Below are 17,668 nucleotides of genomic sequence, written 5' to 3'. Positions count from 1 at the left end.
GGTTCACATCCTGAACAGACCGAACCGGGTGTCCGGCACGGGCGCATTTCTGCAAGCCGCCAGCGACAGGGCAAGCACCTCGCGCGAGTGGCGCGGGTCGATCACCCCATCATCCCAAAGCCGCGCAGAGGCATAGAGCGGATGCGCCTCGCGCGCGAATTTCTCGCGGATCGGCGCACGCAGGGCCTCATCCTCGGCCGCTGACCAAACGCCGCCCCGCTTTTCCACGGAGGCGCGTTTGACATTTGCCAACACGTCGGCGGCCTGCTCTCCGCCCATCACGCTGATACGGCTGTTGGGCCATGTCCACAAAAAGCGCGGGGAATAGGCCCGCCCGCACAGGCCATAATTCCCGGCCCCGAAAGAGCCGCCGATGATCATCGTGATCTTTGGAACACAGGCGGTTGCGACAGCCGTGACCAACTTGGCCCCATCCTTGGCGATACCGCCCGCCTCATAGGCGCGACCGACCATGAAGCCGGTTACATTCTGCAAGAACACGATCGGGATTTTGCGCTGACAGCATAGCTGGACGAAGTGGGCACCCTTCAGCGCGGATTCTGAAAACAGCACCCCGTTATTGGCGATAATTCCGACAGCCATTCCCATCACGTGGGCGAACCCGCACACCAGCGTTTCGCCATAGCGCGGCTTGAATTCGTCCAGCCGAGACCCGTCCACAATGCGCGCGATCACCTCGCGGCTGTCATAGGGCGTACGCAAATCTGCGGGCACCACGCCGGGCAGTTCATTCGGATCGGCAGCGGGTGGTTCCGGGGGAAGATCCGGTCCCGAAGGTTCAGGAAGGTTCAGCGACGCGACCGCCTGCCGCGCAAGCGCGAGGGCATGGGCGTCGTCATCGGCAAGTTGATCGGCCACGCCCGACAACCGCGTGTGCACATCGCCGCCACCAAGGTCTTCGGCACTGACAACTTCGCCTGTGGCGGCCTGCACCAAGGGCGGGCCGGCCAGATAGATAGTGCCCTGCCCCTTCACGATGATCGTCACGTCGGACATCGCGGGCACATAGGCCCCGCCTGCCGTGCACGACCCCATGACAACCGCGATTTGTGCGATGCCCTGCGCCGACATCTGTGCCTGGTTGAAGAAGATGCGCCCGAAATGGTCGCGGTCAGGAAACACTTCATCCTGATTGGGCAGGTTCGCACCGCCGCTGTCGACCAGATAGACGCAGGGCAGCCGGTTTTCCTGCGCGATTTCCTGCGCACGTAGGTGCTTTTTGACCGTGACCGGGTAATAGGTTCCGCCCTTCACGGTCGCATCATTGCAAACGATCATCACATCGCGCCCGGCGACCCGGCCAATGCCCGCTATGGCACCCCCGCAAGGCGCGGCGCCGTCATACATGTCATGCCCGGCAAAAAGGCCGATTTCCAAAAACGGTGATCCCGGGTCCAACAGCCGCGCCACGCGATCCCTTGGCGCGATCTTGCCCCGCCCCGCGTGGCGGGCTTGTGCCGCTGGGCCGCCGCCGGACAAGGCCAGATCAGCCGCTGCTTGAACATCGGCCAATGCCTCCGCGTTTGCGTTCTCGTTCGCACGAAAAACGTCTGAGCCGGGCACGACAGTTGATTTGAGAATTCCCATCAATTCGGCTCCCGGCGGACTGCACGCAGGGCTACCACACGTTCAGCGGTGAGGTGCGCGCGACAGGCTGGCCAAGCGATTTGCCGAAACGTGCCCATCCCCCAACGCGCCGTTTGAAACCGGCACTCTGCATCGCGAAACACGATCCAGGCACGCTGTGCGTCGACCAAGTTATCCTCAATGTCCTGTTCTGCAACATAGCTCCGCAACGATGGCCAAAGCGCATTCAATGCCCCGTCCCACGCCTCGAACTCTGCCACCTGGCATTGAGAAATACCGATCGTCGTGTCCCGCTCTGTGTCCGGCATGGACTGGGCGCACACATCGGCCGTTAGCCCGAAACACGCCATATCACAGTCTTCGCTGGCACAGGGCACAAGACAATTTTCAAGCGCCCCTGCGCCTACGCTTCCCCCCCACAGGATCAAACACAGCGCCGCAGCTCTCACGCCATAGCTCCCATCATTTCGCGGCCAATCAGCATGCGCCGAATTTCCGATGTCCCGGCGCCAATTTCCATCAGTTTGGCATCACGGAACAAACGCGACACGGCACTGTCATTCATAAAGCCGCTGCCGCCCATTGCCTGCACCGCCTGATGGGCGACCACCATTGCTTCTTCACTGGCATAAAGGACACAGGCCGCAGCATCCTGCCGGGTGACGCTGCCCCGGTCGCAAGCTTTGGCCACTTCATAGACATAGGCCCGCGCGCTGTTCATCTTGGTATACATGTCGGCGATCTTGCCCTGCATCAGCTGAAAAGACCCGATGCTTTGCCCGAACTGCTTGCGGTCCCGCATGTAGGGCATGATTTCATCCAGACATGCCGCCATTATGCCGGTGCCGATCCCGGACAGGACCACGCGCTCATAATCCAGCCCTGACATGAGCACTGCAACGCCGCGCCCTTCCTCGCCTAGGACATTTTCAAACGGAACCTCGACATCCTCGAAGATCAACTCAGCGGTGTTGGATCCGCGCATGCCCAGCTTGTCAAAATGCGGGCTGGTCGAGAACCCGGTCATCGACTTTTCGATCAGGAACGCCGTGATACCCTTCGCGCCAGAATCTGGGTCTGTCTTGGCGTAAACCACCAACGTGTCGGCATCGGGGCCATTTGTGATCCAGTATTTCGTGCCGTTCAGGCGGAAATGGTCATTGCGCTTCTCTGCACGTAACTTCATCCCGACGACGTCCGAGCCGGCACCCGCCTCGGACATAGCCAGCGCGCCCACATTCTCGCCCGATATGAGGCCAGGCAGATAGCGCGCCTTTTGGTCCACAGTGCCATTCAATGCGATCTGATTGACGCACAGATTGGAATGCGCCCCATAGCTCAACGCAATCGAGGCTGACGCCCGCGCGATTTCCTCTACCGCGACCGTATGAGCAAGATACCCCATACCGGCCCCGCCCTCAGCTTCGGGCACTGTTATACCCAAAAGCCCCAACTCACCCATCTCTCGCCACAATTCAGACGGGAACGTGTTTTGGCGGTCAGTGTGATCTGCCAATGGCTTGACCCGGTCTTGCGCCCAGCGATGTACGCTGTCGCGCAAAGCGCCGATATCTTCGCCCAAATCGAAGGTCATGGATGCAGTAAACAAGTGTATTTCCTCCCTCGTCGCCTCTCACGGGCCATTAAAGCCAGTGTGCGGCGCGATAGCGCCGGAAGCCAGAGAGAATCTCAAGAGCGGCAACTTGTGTCGCGCCCGTGCAGGTCTGCTAGGGTTGGTTCGCAGGTGTCGCGATGAAGCCGAACGCCGCTCCAACGGCCGTTCCGGCAAGGGCACCTGGAACACCGCCAACGGCAAGTCCGCTGATAGCGCCAAGTCCTGCACCTTGAGCAAGGTTCATATTCTGATCTTGGGTGCAACCTGCCAACAGAGCCATAATGCACAGCACTGTTGCACGAAAGAAAGGACGACCGAGGTGGCGATAAGCGGGGCGCATGGAATTCCTTGCAACCGTGATTTGCGCCCTTCTACCCTCAGTGAAAGATATTGGCCACACTGGTGCCGTGTGGTCATGTGAATGTGAATGAGCGCTTGCGATGTGTGGCCAGACGTTTATGTGTTAGCGCAATCAATGAGCATCTGCACCAAATCATAGCCGGTTACATGAGTTCACATCCGACAATCTGTGGCTTGACGACATCCCGTCAACAGGCTCGTGATGGTTGTTACTTAACTGGTAGGGTCGCGTGAACGCGGCATCACGAAGGAACTTTACGAATGACATCCGTTGAATTGCGCGACAGCATCTTGCACCATCTTAAGTATTCACTGGGCAAAGACGCGGAACATGCCGTTACCTATGACTGGCGTATGGCCCTTTCACTCGCCGTTCGGGACCGCATCACCGACCCATGGTTCGACGCAACTCGTGCAAGCTATGCCGGCCAACACAAGCGTGTTTATTACTTGTCGATGGAATTCCTGATTGGCCGACTTCTTCAGGATGCCATCGTCAATCTGGGGCTTCTTGAAACAGCGCAAAGCGCCTTTGACGAGATTGGCCTGCCGCTGGTCGACGTCCTTTCAAACGAACCCGATGCCGCGCTTGGCAATGGCGGCCTAGGACGACTAGCCGCTTGTTTTATCGAGTCATTGTCCAGCCTTGGCGTGCCCGCGATGGGCTATGGCATCCGGTATGAGCATGGCTTGTTCAAGCAGAGCTTTCAGGATGGAAAGCAGATCGAAGCCCCAGAAGATTGGCTACAGCAAACCCACGCGTGGGAATTTGAACGCCCTGAATCAACTTATCACATCGGGTTTGGCGGCACCGTAACTGAAAAGAATGGTCGTAGCATCTGGGAACCGGAAGACGGTTTGATCGCCCAAGCCTTTGACACGCCTGTTATCGGCTGGAAAGGCAACTGGGCCAATACATTGCGGCTTTGGTCGGCGCGCCCGACACAGATTTTCGACCTCGACCAGTTCAACAGCGGCGACTACATCGCAGCGTCGGCGCCGGAAACGCTGGCGCGTACAATCAGCCGAGTATTGTACCCGGATGACACCACGCCCCAAGGCAAAGAGTTGCGCCTGAAGCAAGAGTTCTTCTTCACCGCAGCCTCCCTGCGCGACGCCTTGCGCCGCTTCGACACCGAGTATGACGACCTTCGCATGCTGCCCAAGAAGGTTGCGTTTCAGCTAAATGATACGCACCCGGCCATTGCTGGCCCGGAACTGGTGCGTATCTTGTGCGACGAACGCGGCATGAAGATGGAAGACGCCATTACGACCGCGCGCGGCTGTCTGGCCTATACGAACCACACCTTGCTCCCCGAGGCGCTTGAACGCTGGTCGGTCGATTTGATGGGCCGCTTGTTGCCACGGCACGTGCAGATCATCGAACAGATCGACGCGGCGCACGCCAAGGAAAAGCCAAAGCGCACGGTTACCGCGCTTGAAAATGGCGAAGTCAAAATGGGCGAGTTGGCCTTCATCATGGGCCATAAGGTCAATGGCGTTTCGGCCCTGCACACCGACCTTATGAAACAGACCGTGTTCAAGGACTTGCATGAACTGCACCCGGATCGGATCGTGAACCAGACCAACGGCGTTACGCCGCGCCGTTGGGTGCTCGGCGCCAATCCACGCTTGAGCGGGCTGATCACCGACGTGCTGGGCGATGGCTGGGTTGCCGATCTTGAGCAACTCAAGGGACTGGAGCCGCATATCGACGATGCAGGTTTCCTTGATCGTTTTGCTGCGGCCAAGCGTGCAAACAAGACTGACTTGGTGGACTGGGTGAAAGAGACCCATGACCTTGATCTTGACCCTGACGCCATGTTCGACGTCCAGATCAAGCGCATGCACGAGTACAAGCGCCAGCACCTGAACATTCTTGAAGCCATCGCACTTTGGCAGGAGATCAGGGACAACCCGACAGGCAACTGGACACCGCGCGTGAAGATCTTCGGCGGCAAGGCTGCGCCGGGATATGTCTTTGCAAAGGAAATAATTCACTTAATCAACGATGTCGCCGCGGTTCTTAATGCTGACCCCGTGACGTCGAAGTACCTTAAGGTGGTTTTCTTGCCAAACTACAACGTCACGATGGCCGAGCGTTTGATCCCCGCATCGGATTTGTCAGAACAAATCTCGACCGCTGGTAAAGAAGCGTCAGGTACGGGAAACATGAAATTTGCCCTCAATGGCGCGCCGACGATTGGCACGCTGGATGGGGCGAATGTGGAAATCCGCGAGCATGTAGGGGCCGAGAATTTCTTTTTGTTCGGTATGACTGCACCAGAAGTTGACGAACGTCGTCTGCTGGGCGATCACGCGGCACAAGCCATCGCAGCAGACCCGCGCCTTGCGCGCGCTCTTGATGCCGTGCGCGGTGATGTGTTCTCGACCGGCGACGCAGGGCGCCATGCGGTCATTGCGGACAACCTTTCAACACATGATTATTTCGTCGTGTGTTCCGACTTCACCGATTACTGGCGTGCCCAGCGAGAAGTTGATGCGGTATATGCTGATCAGAACAAATGGATGCACATGGCGGCTTTGAACACCGCGCGCTCCGGCTGGTTTTCATCAGACAGATCCATGCGCGGCTATCTGGCCGATATCTGGAATGCTGGGTCGGCGTTACCCGAGAAATAGGGCCGGAAGGGGCGAAAAACCTACGCAACATTTGCGTCTTGAGACGAGACAGTTAGCATAGAGGTATGTCAGTGACAAAAAACACCCCCGACTTTCCGCCCCTCGACGCCCTTCACAGCCTTGCCGCCGCCCAACACGGTGACCCGTTTTCGGTTCTTGGTCTACACAAGCACGGCAACGTGCCGTGCTTGACCGTTTTCCGACCCGATGCCGCCAAAGTGACCGTGCTGAGCGAAGATCGCGAGTTGGATCTTACCGAGCACCCCGAGGTATCGGGCGTTTTTACCGGAACGGTCCCAGATGCGCCCTATCGATTACGCGCGACATCCGCCGCCGGACACTCTTGGGAATTTGAAGACCCGTACAACTTTGGCCCCGTCATCGGCGAGATGGATGAGTATCTCTTGGGCGAAGGGACACACCAACGCATCTGGAAAGTGCTTGGCGCACATCCCACAACCCATGAAGGCGTCAACGGTGTTCATTTCGCTGTCTGGGCTCCCAATGCAAAGCGCGTTTCTGTCGTCGGCAGCTTTAACCAGTGGGATGGACGCACGTACCCGATGCGTTTGCGCGGTGCGACAGGTGTCTGGGAAATTTTCATCCCCTCACTCGTCGAGGGTGACGTCTATAAATACGAAATTCTGTCCAATGACGGCACCGTGCAACCGCTCAAGGCCGATCCGGTCGGCTTTGGCTCGCAGCATCCACCGGAAAACGCGTCGGTGGTCCGCGATATTGGCGGATACGGCTGGCATGACGACGATTGGATGTCAGAACGCAGCGGGCACAATGATCGAACGGCCCCGATTTCGGTATATGAAGTACACCTTGGATCGTGGCGCCGCATCACCGCCGAGGGCAATCGGCCCCTGTCTTACAAAGAAGCCGCAGAGCAATTGGTGCAATACGTGGCCGACATGGGATTCACCCATATCGAATTGATGCCAATCAGCGAGTTTCCATTTGATGGATCTTGGGGATATCAGCCCGTTGGCCTATTTGCTCCAACAATTCGCCACGGTCCCCCGCACGAGTTCCGCGATTTGATTGACGCGGCGCATGCTGCGGGATTGGGGGTCTTGATAGACTGGGTTCCCGGGCACTTTCCGACCGATGCACATGGGCTTGGAAAGTTCGATGGCACACCGCTTTATGAACATGCCGATCCGCGCGAAGGGTTTCACCAAGACTGGAACACCCTGATCTACAATTTCGGCCGGACCGAAGTCGCGAACTTTCTGATTTCCAATGCCTTGTACTGGCTTGAAGAATACCACGTGGATGGACTGCGCGTCGACGCTGTGGCATCGATGCTCTATCGCGATTACTCGCGCAAAGAGGGTGAGTGGGTTCCAAATGTCCATGGTGGGCGCGAGAACCTTGAAGCGATTTCCATGCTCCAAAGGGCCAACACGATCACCTATGGCGCGCAACCGGGGATCATGACAGTGGCGGAAGAAAGCACCAGCTTTCCAGCCGTGTCACGACCTGTCGATACGGGCGGCTTGGGCTTTGGCTACAAGTGGAACATGGGCTGGATGAATGACACGCTGTCCTACATCAAGACCGACCCGATCTATCGCAAATACGATCATCACAAGATGACGTTCGGTTTGCATTATGCCTTTTCCGAAAACTTCATCCTGCCCATAAGCCATGACGAAGTGGTGCATGGCAAAGGATCCATGCTTGGGCGGATGCCGGGGAACGATTGGGAACGCTTTGCCAACCTGCGCACCTATTACAGTTTCATGTGGGGCCATCCCGGCAAGAAGCTGTTGTTCATGGGCTGCGAATTCGGTCAGCCCGAAGAGTGGAACCACAACGCCCAATTGAATTGGGCCGCCGCCGCACAGCCTGAACACGCGGGTATTCAAAGACTGGTGCGCGATCTGAACACGCTTTACCGCGAGCATCCCGCCCTTCACATGGCAGATTGCGATCCGGCCGGATTTGAATGGATCGAAGCAAACGATTCAGATGCGTCTGTTTTTGCGTGGTTGCGCAAGGGATCCGGTGATGTCGACCCGGTGGCAGTGGTGTGCAATTTCACACCGGTTGAACGGACCGCTTACCAGCTTGGCCTGCCAAGTACGGGAAAGTGGAAAGAAATTTTGAACAGCGACGCCGCGATCTATGGCGGAGGTGACCGTGGAAACATGGGCGCAGTAACAGCAACATCAGCACCGCATCAGGGGCAACCAGCATCCGCAGAGGTGGTGATACCGCCCCTGTCTGCCGTGTTCCTTACGCCGGATCGCTGAGCGATACTTTTAGGGGGAGGAGAAACATCATGGATCACCCATCGCATAACCGGCTATCCAGCCGGACAATGGCTTTTGTTCTGGCAGGCGGTCGCGGGTCACGGATGAAGGAACTGACCGACCGGCGCGCCAAGCCGGCGGTTTACTTCGGCGGCAAAGTTCGGATCATCGATTTCGCGCTTTCAAATGCTCTGAATTCCGGCATCCGGAAAATGGCAATTGCGACACAGTACAAAGCCCACAGCCTGATACGTCACTGCCAGCGCGGCTGGAACTTTTTCCGCGCGGAACGCAACGAGTATCTTGATATTCTGCCCGCATCGCAGCGCGTGGACGACAAATGGTATCGGGGCACCGCAGATGCCGTGGCACAGAATATCGACATCGTAGACGATTATGATGTGGATTACGTGCTGATCCTTGCCGGGGACCACATCTATAAAATGGATTACGAGCTGATGATCCGTCAGCACGTGGATAGCCGCGCGGATGTCACAGTCGGCTGCTTGACCGTTCCGCGCGACGAAGCAAAGGCTTTTGGCGTGATGGGCGTAGACGCCACTGGCCAGATCACAGAGTTTCTTGAAAAACCAGAAAATCCGCCTGCCACGCCTGAAGACCCCAATATTTCGCTCGCATCGATGGGGATTTATGTCTTCTCGTGGAAATTCTTGCGCGAATTGCTGATTGCCGATGCCGAGGACAAGAATTCCACCCATGATTTTGGCGGCGACCTGATCCCTGGTATCGTCAAGAACGGCAAGGCGATGGCGCATCGATTCACGGACAGCTGTGTCAAAAGCTCGCCAGACGCCCCGGCATACTGGCGTGACGCTGGTACGATTGACGCCTTTTGGAAGGCGAATATCGATCTGACCGATTTCAATCCGGATCTCGACCTGTGGGACAAGGAATGGCCAATCTGGACCTATTCGGAAAGCGTTCCACCCGCCAAATTCATCCATAACGAAGAAAAACGGCGCGGGTCTGCTGTGTCTTCTCTGGTGGCTGGCGGCTGCATCATTTCCGGCACGGACGTTCGAAATTCAGTGCTGTTTACCCAAGTACACACGAATTCCTTCGCGGCTCTGGAGGGGGTGGTTGCGCTGCCATATGTTGAAGTTGGCAGGCATGCACAGCTTAGAAATGTCGTGATCGACCGCGGCGTGATTATTCCGCAGGGGTTGGTCGTCGGGCAAGACCCGGAAGAAGACGGAAAATGGTTCCGTGTTTCAGAAGGTGGCGTCACGCTTATTACTCAAGACATGCTGGACAGGAAGGCCGCCGCAGAATGAAAGTCCTCTCCGTCGCATCGGAATGTGCGCCGTTGATCAAGACCGGCGGGTTGGCCGATGTGGCGGGCGCTTTGCCCGCTGCCTTGGCCCCCCATGGGTGCACGATCAAAACCCTGTTGCCGGGCTATCCCAAGGTAATGGACCAAATTGCCGAAACCGAAGTGGTCGCCACGCTGCCCGATCTGTTCGGCGGAAATGGCAGAATCCTTGCTGCAACTGCCGCTGGTCTTGATCTTCTGATCCTCGACGCACCGCATCTTTTCATGCGCGACGGCAGCCCGTATCTTGGGCCTGACGGGCGTGACTGGCCCGATAACCCAGAACGGTTTGCGGCCCTGAGCTGGGCCGCCATGTTGATCGCTCGAGACGGCGTTGAAGATGGCTGGAAGCCCGATATCGTGCACGGCCATGACTGGCAGGCAGGGCTTGCTCCGTATTACCTGCGACGCCATTCCCCCGGCACCAAATCCGTGCTGAGCATTCACAACATCGCTTTTCAGGGGCTTGCGCCGCCATGGCGATTGAACTCCATGCGGATTGATGCGTCGGACTTTCACCCCAACTCGGCCGAGTATTACGGCCAGATCAGTGCACTCAAAACTGGCCTTCTCAATGCGGACAAGCTGACCACCGTAAGCCCAACCTATGCACGCGAATTGCTCACCGAAGAATTCGGCATGGGGCTGCAGGGGGTTTTACGCGATCGCCGTGACGATTTGGTCGGCATTCTGAACGGCATAGACCTTGATGCATGGAACCCTGAAACAGATCCCGAAATCAGGACATATCGCACGCCCAAGGGAAAGGCCCCCAACAAGATCGCGCTGCAAGAAGAATTTGGTTTGCCTGATGGCGACGGGCCACTTTGCATCGTCGTCTCGCGATTGACCGAGCAAAAGGGCCTTGATCTGTTGATCGACGCTCTTCCCGCACTCACCGAGAACGGCGGGCGACTTGCGCTTTTGGGCAGCGGTCAGCCGGAATTGGAAAGTGCATGGCAATCCTGTGCCGCCCGGTTTGCCAATGTGTCCGTGAAACTGGGCTATGACGAGGCTTTGTCTCATCGGATGATGGCCGGGGCCGACGCAATTCTGATCCCATCCCGGTTTGAACCTTGCGGGCTGACGCAGCTTTACGGCCTGCGCTATGGCACCATTCCTGTCGTTGCCCTGACTGGCGGCTTGGCCGATACGGTCATCAATGCGTCCGATGCCGGGGTGAAAGCAGGTGTCGCCACGGGGCTCACGATTAGTCCTTTGACGGCAGATTGCCTGCACGATGGGCTGTTGCGCCTTTGCAGCCTCTTTTCTGATAGCAAGGTCTGGACGAAGATGCGCCGCAATGCCATGCGTCATTCCGTAGGGTGGGAAAGCTCTGGCGCGGCATATGCCGCCCTTTATAAGGACCTCGCGGACAGTACTTAAATGGCAAAAAATACCACGATGAGCGTTGGCCGGTCGAATCCGGTCGGCGCAACTTTCGACGGAGACGGGGTCAATTTCGCCATCTTCTCGCAGAATGCGACCCGGATGGAGTTGTGCCTTTACTCAAACGACGGCACCGTGGAAATTGCGCGCCACGACATGCCAGAACGCAACGGCGATGTCTGGCACGGCTATATTTCAGGTCTAAGGCCCGGCCAGCTTTACGGCTACCGCGCACATGGGCCCTATGACCCGGCAGCGGGGCACAGGTTCAACCCGAACAAGCTTCTGGTCGATCCTTACGCCAAACGGCTGACCGGTCACCCCATCTGGCACGACGCGCTGCTGGGGTATGTCGCCGGTGAGGATGATCTGAGTTTCGACACCCGCGACAGCGCAGCCTACATGCCAAAATCGGTCGTGGTCGATCCGTCGTTTGAATGGGGCGGCGATAGGCGCCCAAGGACCCGCACGCGCGAGAGCATCATTTATGAGGCGCATGTCAAAGGCCTGACAGCAAACCACCCCGATGTTGCCCTGCCCGGTACCTTTCTTGGTGTGGCCTCGGATGTGATGCTGGAGCATTACACAAAACTTGGCATAACGGCGCTTGAACTGCTGCCGGTTCAGGCGTTTTTGAATGATCGCTTTCTGGTCGACAAAGGGCTGACAAATTATTGGGGCTACCAGAGCCTTGGCTTCTTTGCGCCCGACCCTCGCTATATGCTGGACGGACAAGTCGCCGAGTTTCAGCAAATGGTCGCCCGCCTGCACAGCGCCGGGATCGAGGTGCTGCTTGACGTCGTTTATAACCATACCGGCGAAGGCAACGAAAAAGGCCCGACACTGGCGTTTCGCGGGCTCGACAACTCGAGCTACTACAGGCTTGCGGATGACCCGCGCTATTACATCAACGACACCGGCACCGGAAACACGCTGAACCTTGATCATCCGATGGTGCTGCGGATGGTAATGGACAGCCTGCGATACTGGGTTGAGGTCATGCATGTTGACGGGTTCCGCTTTGATCTGTGCTCGACCTTGGGCCGCACGGGCGATGGCGGGTTTGACCGGGGTTCCGCTTTCTTTGATGCCCTGCGGCAAGATCCAGTTCTATCTGATGTGCGCCTGATTGCAGAGCCATGGGATATTGGCCCTGGCGGCTATCAACTGGGCGCGTTTCCTCCCCCATTTCTGGAATGGAACGACAAGTTCCGGGACGGTGTCCGTCGGTTCTGGCGCGGCGATTCAGGCTTGGCCCCCGACCTTGCCGACCGATTGACCGGCTCAGCGCAGCAATTCGACCATTCCGGGCGTCCAGCAACGGCGTCGGTCAATCTTTTGACGGCCCATGACGGGTTCACGCTGAGCGATGTGGTCAGCTACAATACTAAGCATAACATGGCCAACGGCGAAGACGATCGCGATGGCCATGGTGAGAATTACTCCGACAACATGGGCGCTGAAGGCCCCACCAAGAACAGGCGCATCTCAGCGGCCCGCTCGCGCCGTCGTCGCAACATGATGGCGACCTTGCTGCTCAGTCAGGGCACGCCGATGATCTTGGCCGGGGATGAACTTGGAAATAGCCAGAACGGCAACAACAACGCCTATTGCCAAGACAACGAAATCAGCTGGATTGATTGGGCGAATGCCGATGAAACCATGCTGGATTTCACCCGCGCCATGATCGCCTTCCGTAAGGAGCATCCGATCCTGCGGCAAAAGCTGTTCCTTCACGCTGAAGAAAGGGCCATTGACGGCAAGCCAGATTTGTTTTGGTGGCGCGCTGATGGCGAACCCATGACCTCTGAGGATTGGGAAAATCCAGACCTGAACCACATCGTTGTTGAAATGCGGACCGCAGGGGCAACACCTGACTATGACGTTCTGGAAACAGCTTTGCTTTTGGCGTTCAATCGCGGTGACAGGCTGGACTTTCGGCTGCCAGATCCGGGCAATGGCGGGCGCTGGCTGCGCTGTGTGGACACATCTCGAACGCCACCTGTGCGGGACGAACGCACAGGCGATGTTGTCAAATTATCTGCCAATTCGGTGACGGTCTTCGGGCTGGATGCGCGCGAATGATCGACGCTGGCAGCGCATTAGGCGAATTGGTCAATGCAGCAGGCATCCTGCTTCGGTTCAAGGACGTCACACAGCAGGAGCGGTTGACAACACCGCAAAGCGCGCGCGCGCTTCTGGCCGCGATGGGTCTGCCCGCCGAAACTGACGTCGACGCCGTCAACAGCCTTGCTGCGCTCAGGCGCGGCCCGAACGACGGCTATGCAGGATGGATCGTGGTGCAATCCGGGGTTGCATCGACATTGGACGGCGCTGGCCCGTGGGTTCTGTGGACGGAAGACGGCGAAGAGACGCGCGGAACTGGACAGGGCCACATCGCTCTGCCACCGCTGCAAAATGGCTATCATACGCTGGAACAGGACGGGCGGCGCACGCTGGTGATCGCAGCACCCCGTACCCTGACCACGCCCCCCAAGAGCTGGGGTGTTACCCTTGCGCTTTACGGGCTGCGTACAGCACAAGAAGGCGGCTTTGGCAGCTATATGGACCTTGCGCAAGCCGTCGAGGGATTAGGTCAGGCCGGTGCGGATTTCGTCGGCATAAACCCAATTCATGCCGGGTTTCCAACGGATCCAAAGGCCTTCAGCCCTTACTCCCCGTCCAGCCGCCAACGATTGAGCATTGCCCATATCGCCGTGCCCGGCGTCAGCGGCAGCCAAAGCGATCTGATCGACTATATGGCGGACCGCCCTGCTCAGATGGCTGCGCTCAGGGCGGCATTCGCGGCACTGGACCCGCAGACCAGAGCCGGTTTGGACAGCACCGCTGCGCGCGACCCTTCCTTGCATCTCTTTGCAGTGCATCAAGCCATTGCAGACCGCCACGGACCCCTTTGGCCGGAATGGCCGACAGAGTTACAGGACCCGGCTTCTGAACACGTCGCTATGTTTGCTCAAGAACATGCTGAAGCCGTTGCATTCCATGTTTGGGCACAAAACATGGCAGCCCAGCAACTTGATACAGTGCGAGAAGCCGCAGCCGGTGTCGAGATGCGCTTCGGTCTGTATCTTGACCTTGCGGTCGGCACACATCCCGGCGGGGCCGAGACTTGGGCGCAGCCAGATGCCTTTGCACGCGGTGTTTCCCTTGGTGCGCCGCCCGATGCATTTTCGCCCGGCGGTCAGAGTTGGGGCATTGCCCCGTTCAATCCACGCGCCCTGATCGCACAGGGATTTGCGCCCTTTATCGAAACGCTGCGTGCCCAATTCCGCTATGCCAAATTGCTTCGAATTGACCATGTTCTGGGGTTCGATCGGGCCTTTTGGGTTCCCGAAGGTGACGCGCCCGGCGCCTATGTCACGATGCCAAAGGCCGCGCTGTTGGCCATTGCACGGGTCGAAGCGGCACGCGCAGGCGGATGGGTCGTTGGCGAAGACCTTGGGAACGTGCCGGACGGGCTGCGTGAAGATATGGAAGACGCCGGCATATTGGGATGCCGTGTCGCGATGTTCGAACGGAATGGAACGCCGCCGGTCTATTCCGCGCCCGCAACGTATGACCCGCTGACGCTTGCGTCGTTTGCAAGCCACGATTTGCCCACATGGAAAGGCTGGCGCGCGGGCCGCGACCTTGAATGGTGGGCGCAGATCGGACACCTGCCCGAAGACCAATTGCCTATTGCCAAGGCGGAACGCGCCGCCGAGGTCGCCGCTTTTGATGCAATTTATGGCACAACTGACGGGTCTGCCGACAGTCTGCACCGTGCGCTTGCCCTAAGCTCGGCAACCCTTGTGGCCATCCAAGCAGAAGATATGCTGGGGGTAACCGAACAGCCGAACCTTCCGGGTACGATTGACGCGCATCCTAACTGGCGTCGCCGTTTGCCCGTCTCAGCAGCCGCCCTTGGCCAAAATCCCGATGTGCTGCGCACCTGCGCTTTGATGCGCCGGGACAGCCCCTGACAGGAGCCTTCATGACAGACCTCGCCGATCGCCTTCACGCCGATGCAGACGCCGCACGCGCCCTTGCCGACTGGTGCGCAAAAACCCTCAATTCGGCCGAAACCGCCTTTGATGGTGAATGCGAGATAGCGAAACGCCTTGGGGCTCACAGTCGCGCGGATGGCAGCGCGACCTTTGGCTTTTGGACGCCAGAGTTGTTGGATCACCGCGTTTCAGATGGCGACGTGTTCCTTGAAGTATTGTCCCCGGTTGAATCGCTGGACCTGACCCGCGCTCATCAGGATGTGACATTCGCACGGGTCTATGTGCCCGTGGCGCGCTATGAAGCGCATACATTCTGCGTTGTGGACGGCATGATCGCCGGAAGCCGTGACCGCGTGGGTGATTTCTATTCCCTTGTTTGGCGCGATGCCCACGGCGAATGGCACCGCATCCTTGACCCTCTTGCCATGTCACTGCCCTTTGGCGCGTTCGCCCCTGCAGAGCTGTACGACCTGGACGCCATGCAGGCCGCGCGCAAAGATCTGGACTATTATGCCGAACTGAGAGAGGCCGCCGGCGGCAAGCCTCACAAGTTTGATCCGCCCTGCAATATTCTGCAAATTCATGTCCCTACGGCAACGGCCGGGGGAACGCTTGCTGCCCTTACCCGGCAATTCGAAAGATTGGCAGAACGGTTTGCGTCGGATTTGCCGCTTGAACCATCAGACCAGCTTTACCTTGGGTATGACGCGGTTCAACTGCTTCCTGTGGAACCCACAACAGTCTATGAAACCGGGCCTGACTTTTGGCAAGAAGACCCCAAAGGCATTGACTACACCACGGTCAGCCTGACCCGGCCTGACACTACAAACTGGGGCTATGACGTGGTGATTGCGGGCATGGCGACCGTCAATCCTGTTTTGCTGGAAACGGGGCGCCCGGATGAGCTGGTAGACCTTGCCGCAGTCCTGCACAACTTTCCCAAAAAGCGCAAAATGCTGATCGTCGATGTGGTCTTCGGGCATTCCGACAATCAGGGCCTTGGCGCATTGAACCCGCATTTCTTTGCCGGGCCGAACATGTACGGTCAAAACCTTGACTATCGAAATCCGGCGGTACGCGCGATCCTTCTGGAAATGCAACGCCGTAAGGTCAATTTCGGCGCAGATGGCGTGCGGGTCGATGGGGCGCAGGATTTCAAATGGTACGACCCCGCAACACAGACCATGCAGCACGACGATGAATATCTGCATCAAATGGCGCTGTTGCCGCAAGAAGTGGCCGGCACCGCCTTCCGCCCATGGTTCGTTTTCGAAGACGGGCGCCCTTGGCCGCAAGAAGATTGGGAACTGTCTTCGACATATCGCGCCGTGACCGAAAACATGCGCGACATTGACCCCGATGTGTTTCAGTGGGGGCCGCTGACTTTTGCGCATAACACGCCGTTCATCTATGGGTTTTGGCTGTCAAAATACTGGCGCATCCGCGAGATGCTTGAAGTTGGATCAAACTGGATTTCCGGCACCGCGAACCACGACACGCTGCGACGCGGAACGCAGGTCAGCCCGAAACTGAACATCAACACCCGCCTTGGTGACACCAAGATGGATATCCTTGACAAGGCGTATGACAACCCGGCCGTATCCATGCTGACCTATGGTGCGTTTCCCGGCGTGCCGATGGATTTTTTGAACGCGACAAGCCGTGCAAGTTGGGGCTTTATCCGCAATCAGGACGACAAATATGGCGTGAAGGTTGTCGCAGAAGAAGCGATCAGCCTGACCTGGCAGGTGGATGAGTACAGTTACTCCGTTCCCCAGAACTTTCGCCGCCTCAAGGAGATTGGCTTCGAAACCCGCGAGGACCTTCTTCGGTTTTTCGAATTTCTGCCCGCACTGGTCGAAGTGACCGCCTATGATCTGAACGTGATCCCGGATCTGCTCAATTCGGTAGAGCCAAAACTGGCAGGTCCGTCCTATTTTACAGCGCAGGAACTCAAGCACATTGCGCGGGCGTGGATGGACGACATGCACGAGTATTGTAACGTGTCCAATTCCGTGTCGAGCCTCGATCCAGTGCAGACCGAGTACATGTTCGAATTACGTAAATACCGGCGTGCGAACCGGTGGCTGCGTAATAATCTGGGGCCGAAGGACCATTTCGACTACATGCAGCCAATAGACGGGCGCACTGTCTTTACGTGCTTGCGGCATGCGCCGGACGGGAAGCAAACCTTCATCATTGCCCATATGGAAGGCGGCGAGACTGGGGATTTTGATCCCTTGCGACTACCAATTCCGGGTCTGGACGGCTTTGGGTGGAACTTGCGCCTAAGGACACCTTCGATCGGGTCCGAGTATATCGGCGGTCCCATCACCTTGCGCGACAGCATGGCATTGATGTTCGAGCGGGACCCAGCCGCATCTTGAAGCTTGCCCACGCCTCGCCTTGGGGCAATCATTGGGTTGCTTTGCAGCACTTCGGACCA

11 protein-coding genes are annotated in these 17,668 nt (G+C 57.9%); 7 read left to right on the top strand and 4 right to left on the bottom strand.

The features are described from left to right. Positions 1-3: 3 nt before the first annotated feature. The 4 genes from E2L05_RS11120 to E2L05_RS20780 all read right to left on the bottom strand — a co-directional run bounded on the left by E2L05_RS11120 (position 4) and on the right by E2L05_RS20780 (position 3,563). Positions 4-1,608: a carboxyl transferase domain-containing protein gene (locus tag E2L05_RS11120; RefSeq protein ID WP_133342981.1), complete on the bottom strand. Its 1,605-nt coding sequence runs from the start codon at positions 1,606-1,608 to the stop codon at positions 4-6. Continuing rightward, the gene (locus E2L05_RS11115; RefSeq protein WP_133342980.1) at positions 1,608-2,057 is read right to left on the bottom strand and encodes a lysozyme inhibitor LprI family protein; all 450 of its coding nucleotides are present in this window, start codon (positions 2,055-2,057) and stop codon (positions 1,608-1,610) included. Before E2L05_RS11115 ends, E2L05_RS11120 begins: the two co-directional genes overlap by 1 nt. Beyond that, complete coding sequence (locus E2L05_RS11110) at positions 2,054-3,217, bottom strand: isovaleryl-CoA dehydrogenase (RefSeq protein ID WP_133342979.1); 1,164 nt, start codon at positions 3,215-3,217, stop codon at positions 2,054-2,056. The genes E2L05_RS11115 and E2L05_RS11110 overlap by 4 nt, the downstream gene beginning before the upstream one ends. A 118-nt stretch (positions 3,218-3,335) precedes the next feature. After that, positions 3,336-3,563, bottom strand: a complete 228-nt coding sequence (locus tag E2L05_RS20780) for a hypothetical protein (RefSeq protein ID WP_165971740.1) — start codon at positions 3,561-3,563, stop codon at positions 3,336-3,338. 281 nt (positions 3,564-3,844) lie between these two features. Between E2L05_RS20780 and E2L05_RS11105 the strand changes: the two genes are divergently transcribed. From E2L05_RS11105 to gghA, 7 genes are all read left to right on the top strand, one after another. Then, complete coding sequence (locus E2L05_RS11105) at positions 3,845-6,226, top strand: glycogen/starch/alpha-glucan phosphorylase (protein WP_133342978.1); 2,382 nt, start codon at positions 3,845-3,847, stop codon at positions 6,224-6,226. A gap of 71 nt (positions 6,227-6,297) precedes the next feature. Continuing rightward, positions 6,298-8,493: a 1,4-alpha-glucan branching protein GlgB gene (gene glgB / locus E2L05_RS11100; RefSeq protein ID WP_243721944.1), complete on the top strand. Its 2,196-nt coding sequence runs from the start codon at positions 6,298-6,300 to the stop codon at positions 8,491-8,493. 29 nt (positions 8,494-8,522) lie between these two features. Next, the gene (glgC, locus tag E2L05_RS11095) at positions 8,523-9,788 is read left to right on the top strand and encodes a glucose-1-phosphate adenylyltransferase (protein ID WP_133342976.1); all 1,266 of its coding nucleotides are present in this window, start codon (positions 8,523-8,525) and stop codon (positions 9,786-9,788) included. Beyond that, positions 9,785-11,212 (top strand): glycogen synthase GlgA, encoded by a 1,428-nt coding sequence (gene glgA, locus E2L05_RS11090; protein WP_133342975.1) that lies wholly within the window; start codon positions 9,785-9,787, stop codon positions 11,210-11,212. Before glgC ends, glgA begins: the two co-directional genes overlap by 4 nt. Beyond that, positions 11,213-13,300, top strand: coding sequence for a glycogen debranching protein GlgX (gene glgX, locus E2L05_RS11085; RefSeq protein WP_243721943.1), 2,088 nt, complete (start codon positions 11,213-11,215; stop codon positions 13,298-13,300). It abuts the gene before it with no gap. After that, a complete protein-coding gene (gene malQ, locus E2L05_RS11080; protein ID WP_133342974.1) occupies positions 13,297-15,198 on the top strand; it encodes a 4-alpha-glucanotransferase in 1,902 nt (633 codons plus the stop codon). The genes glgX and malQ overlap by 4 nt, the downstream gene beginning before the upstream one ends. Before the next feature lie 11 nt (positions 15,199-15,209). Then, entirely contained in the window at positions 15,210-17,609 is a 2,400-nt protein-coding gene (gghA, locus tag E2L05_RS11075; RefSeq protein WP_133342973.1) for a glucosylglycerol hydrolase, read from the top strand. Positions 17,610-17,668 lie beyond the last annotated feature (59 nt).

Source organism: Meridianimarinicoccus aquatilis, from assembly GCF_004358675.1.
Taxonomy (GTDB): domain Bacteria; phylum Pseudomonadota; class Alphaproteobacteria; order Rhodobacterales; family Rhodobacteraceae; genus Meridianimarinicoccus; species Meridianimarinicoccus aquatilis.
Note: the sequence above shows the minus strand (reverse complement) of the source record. Positions and strands in the feature narration are given on the sequence as shown.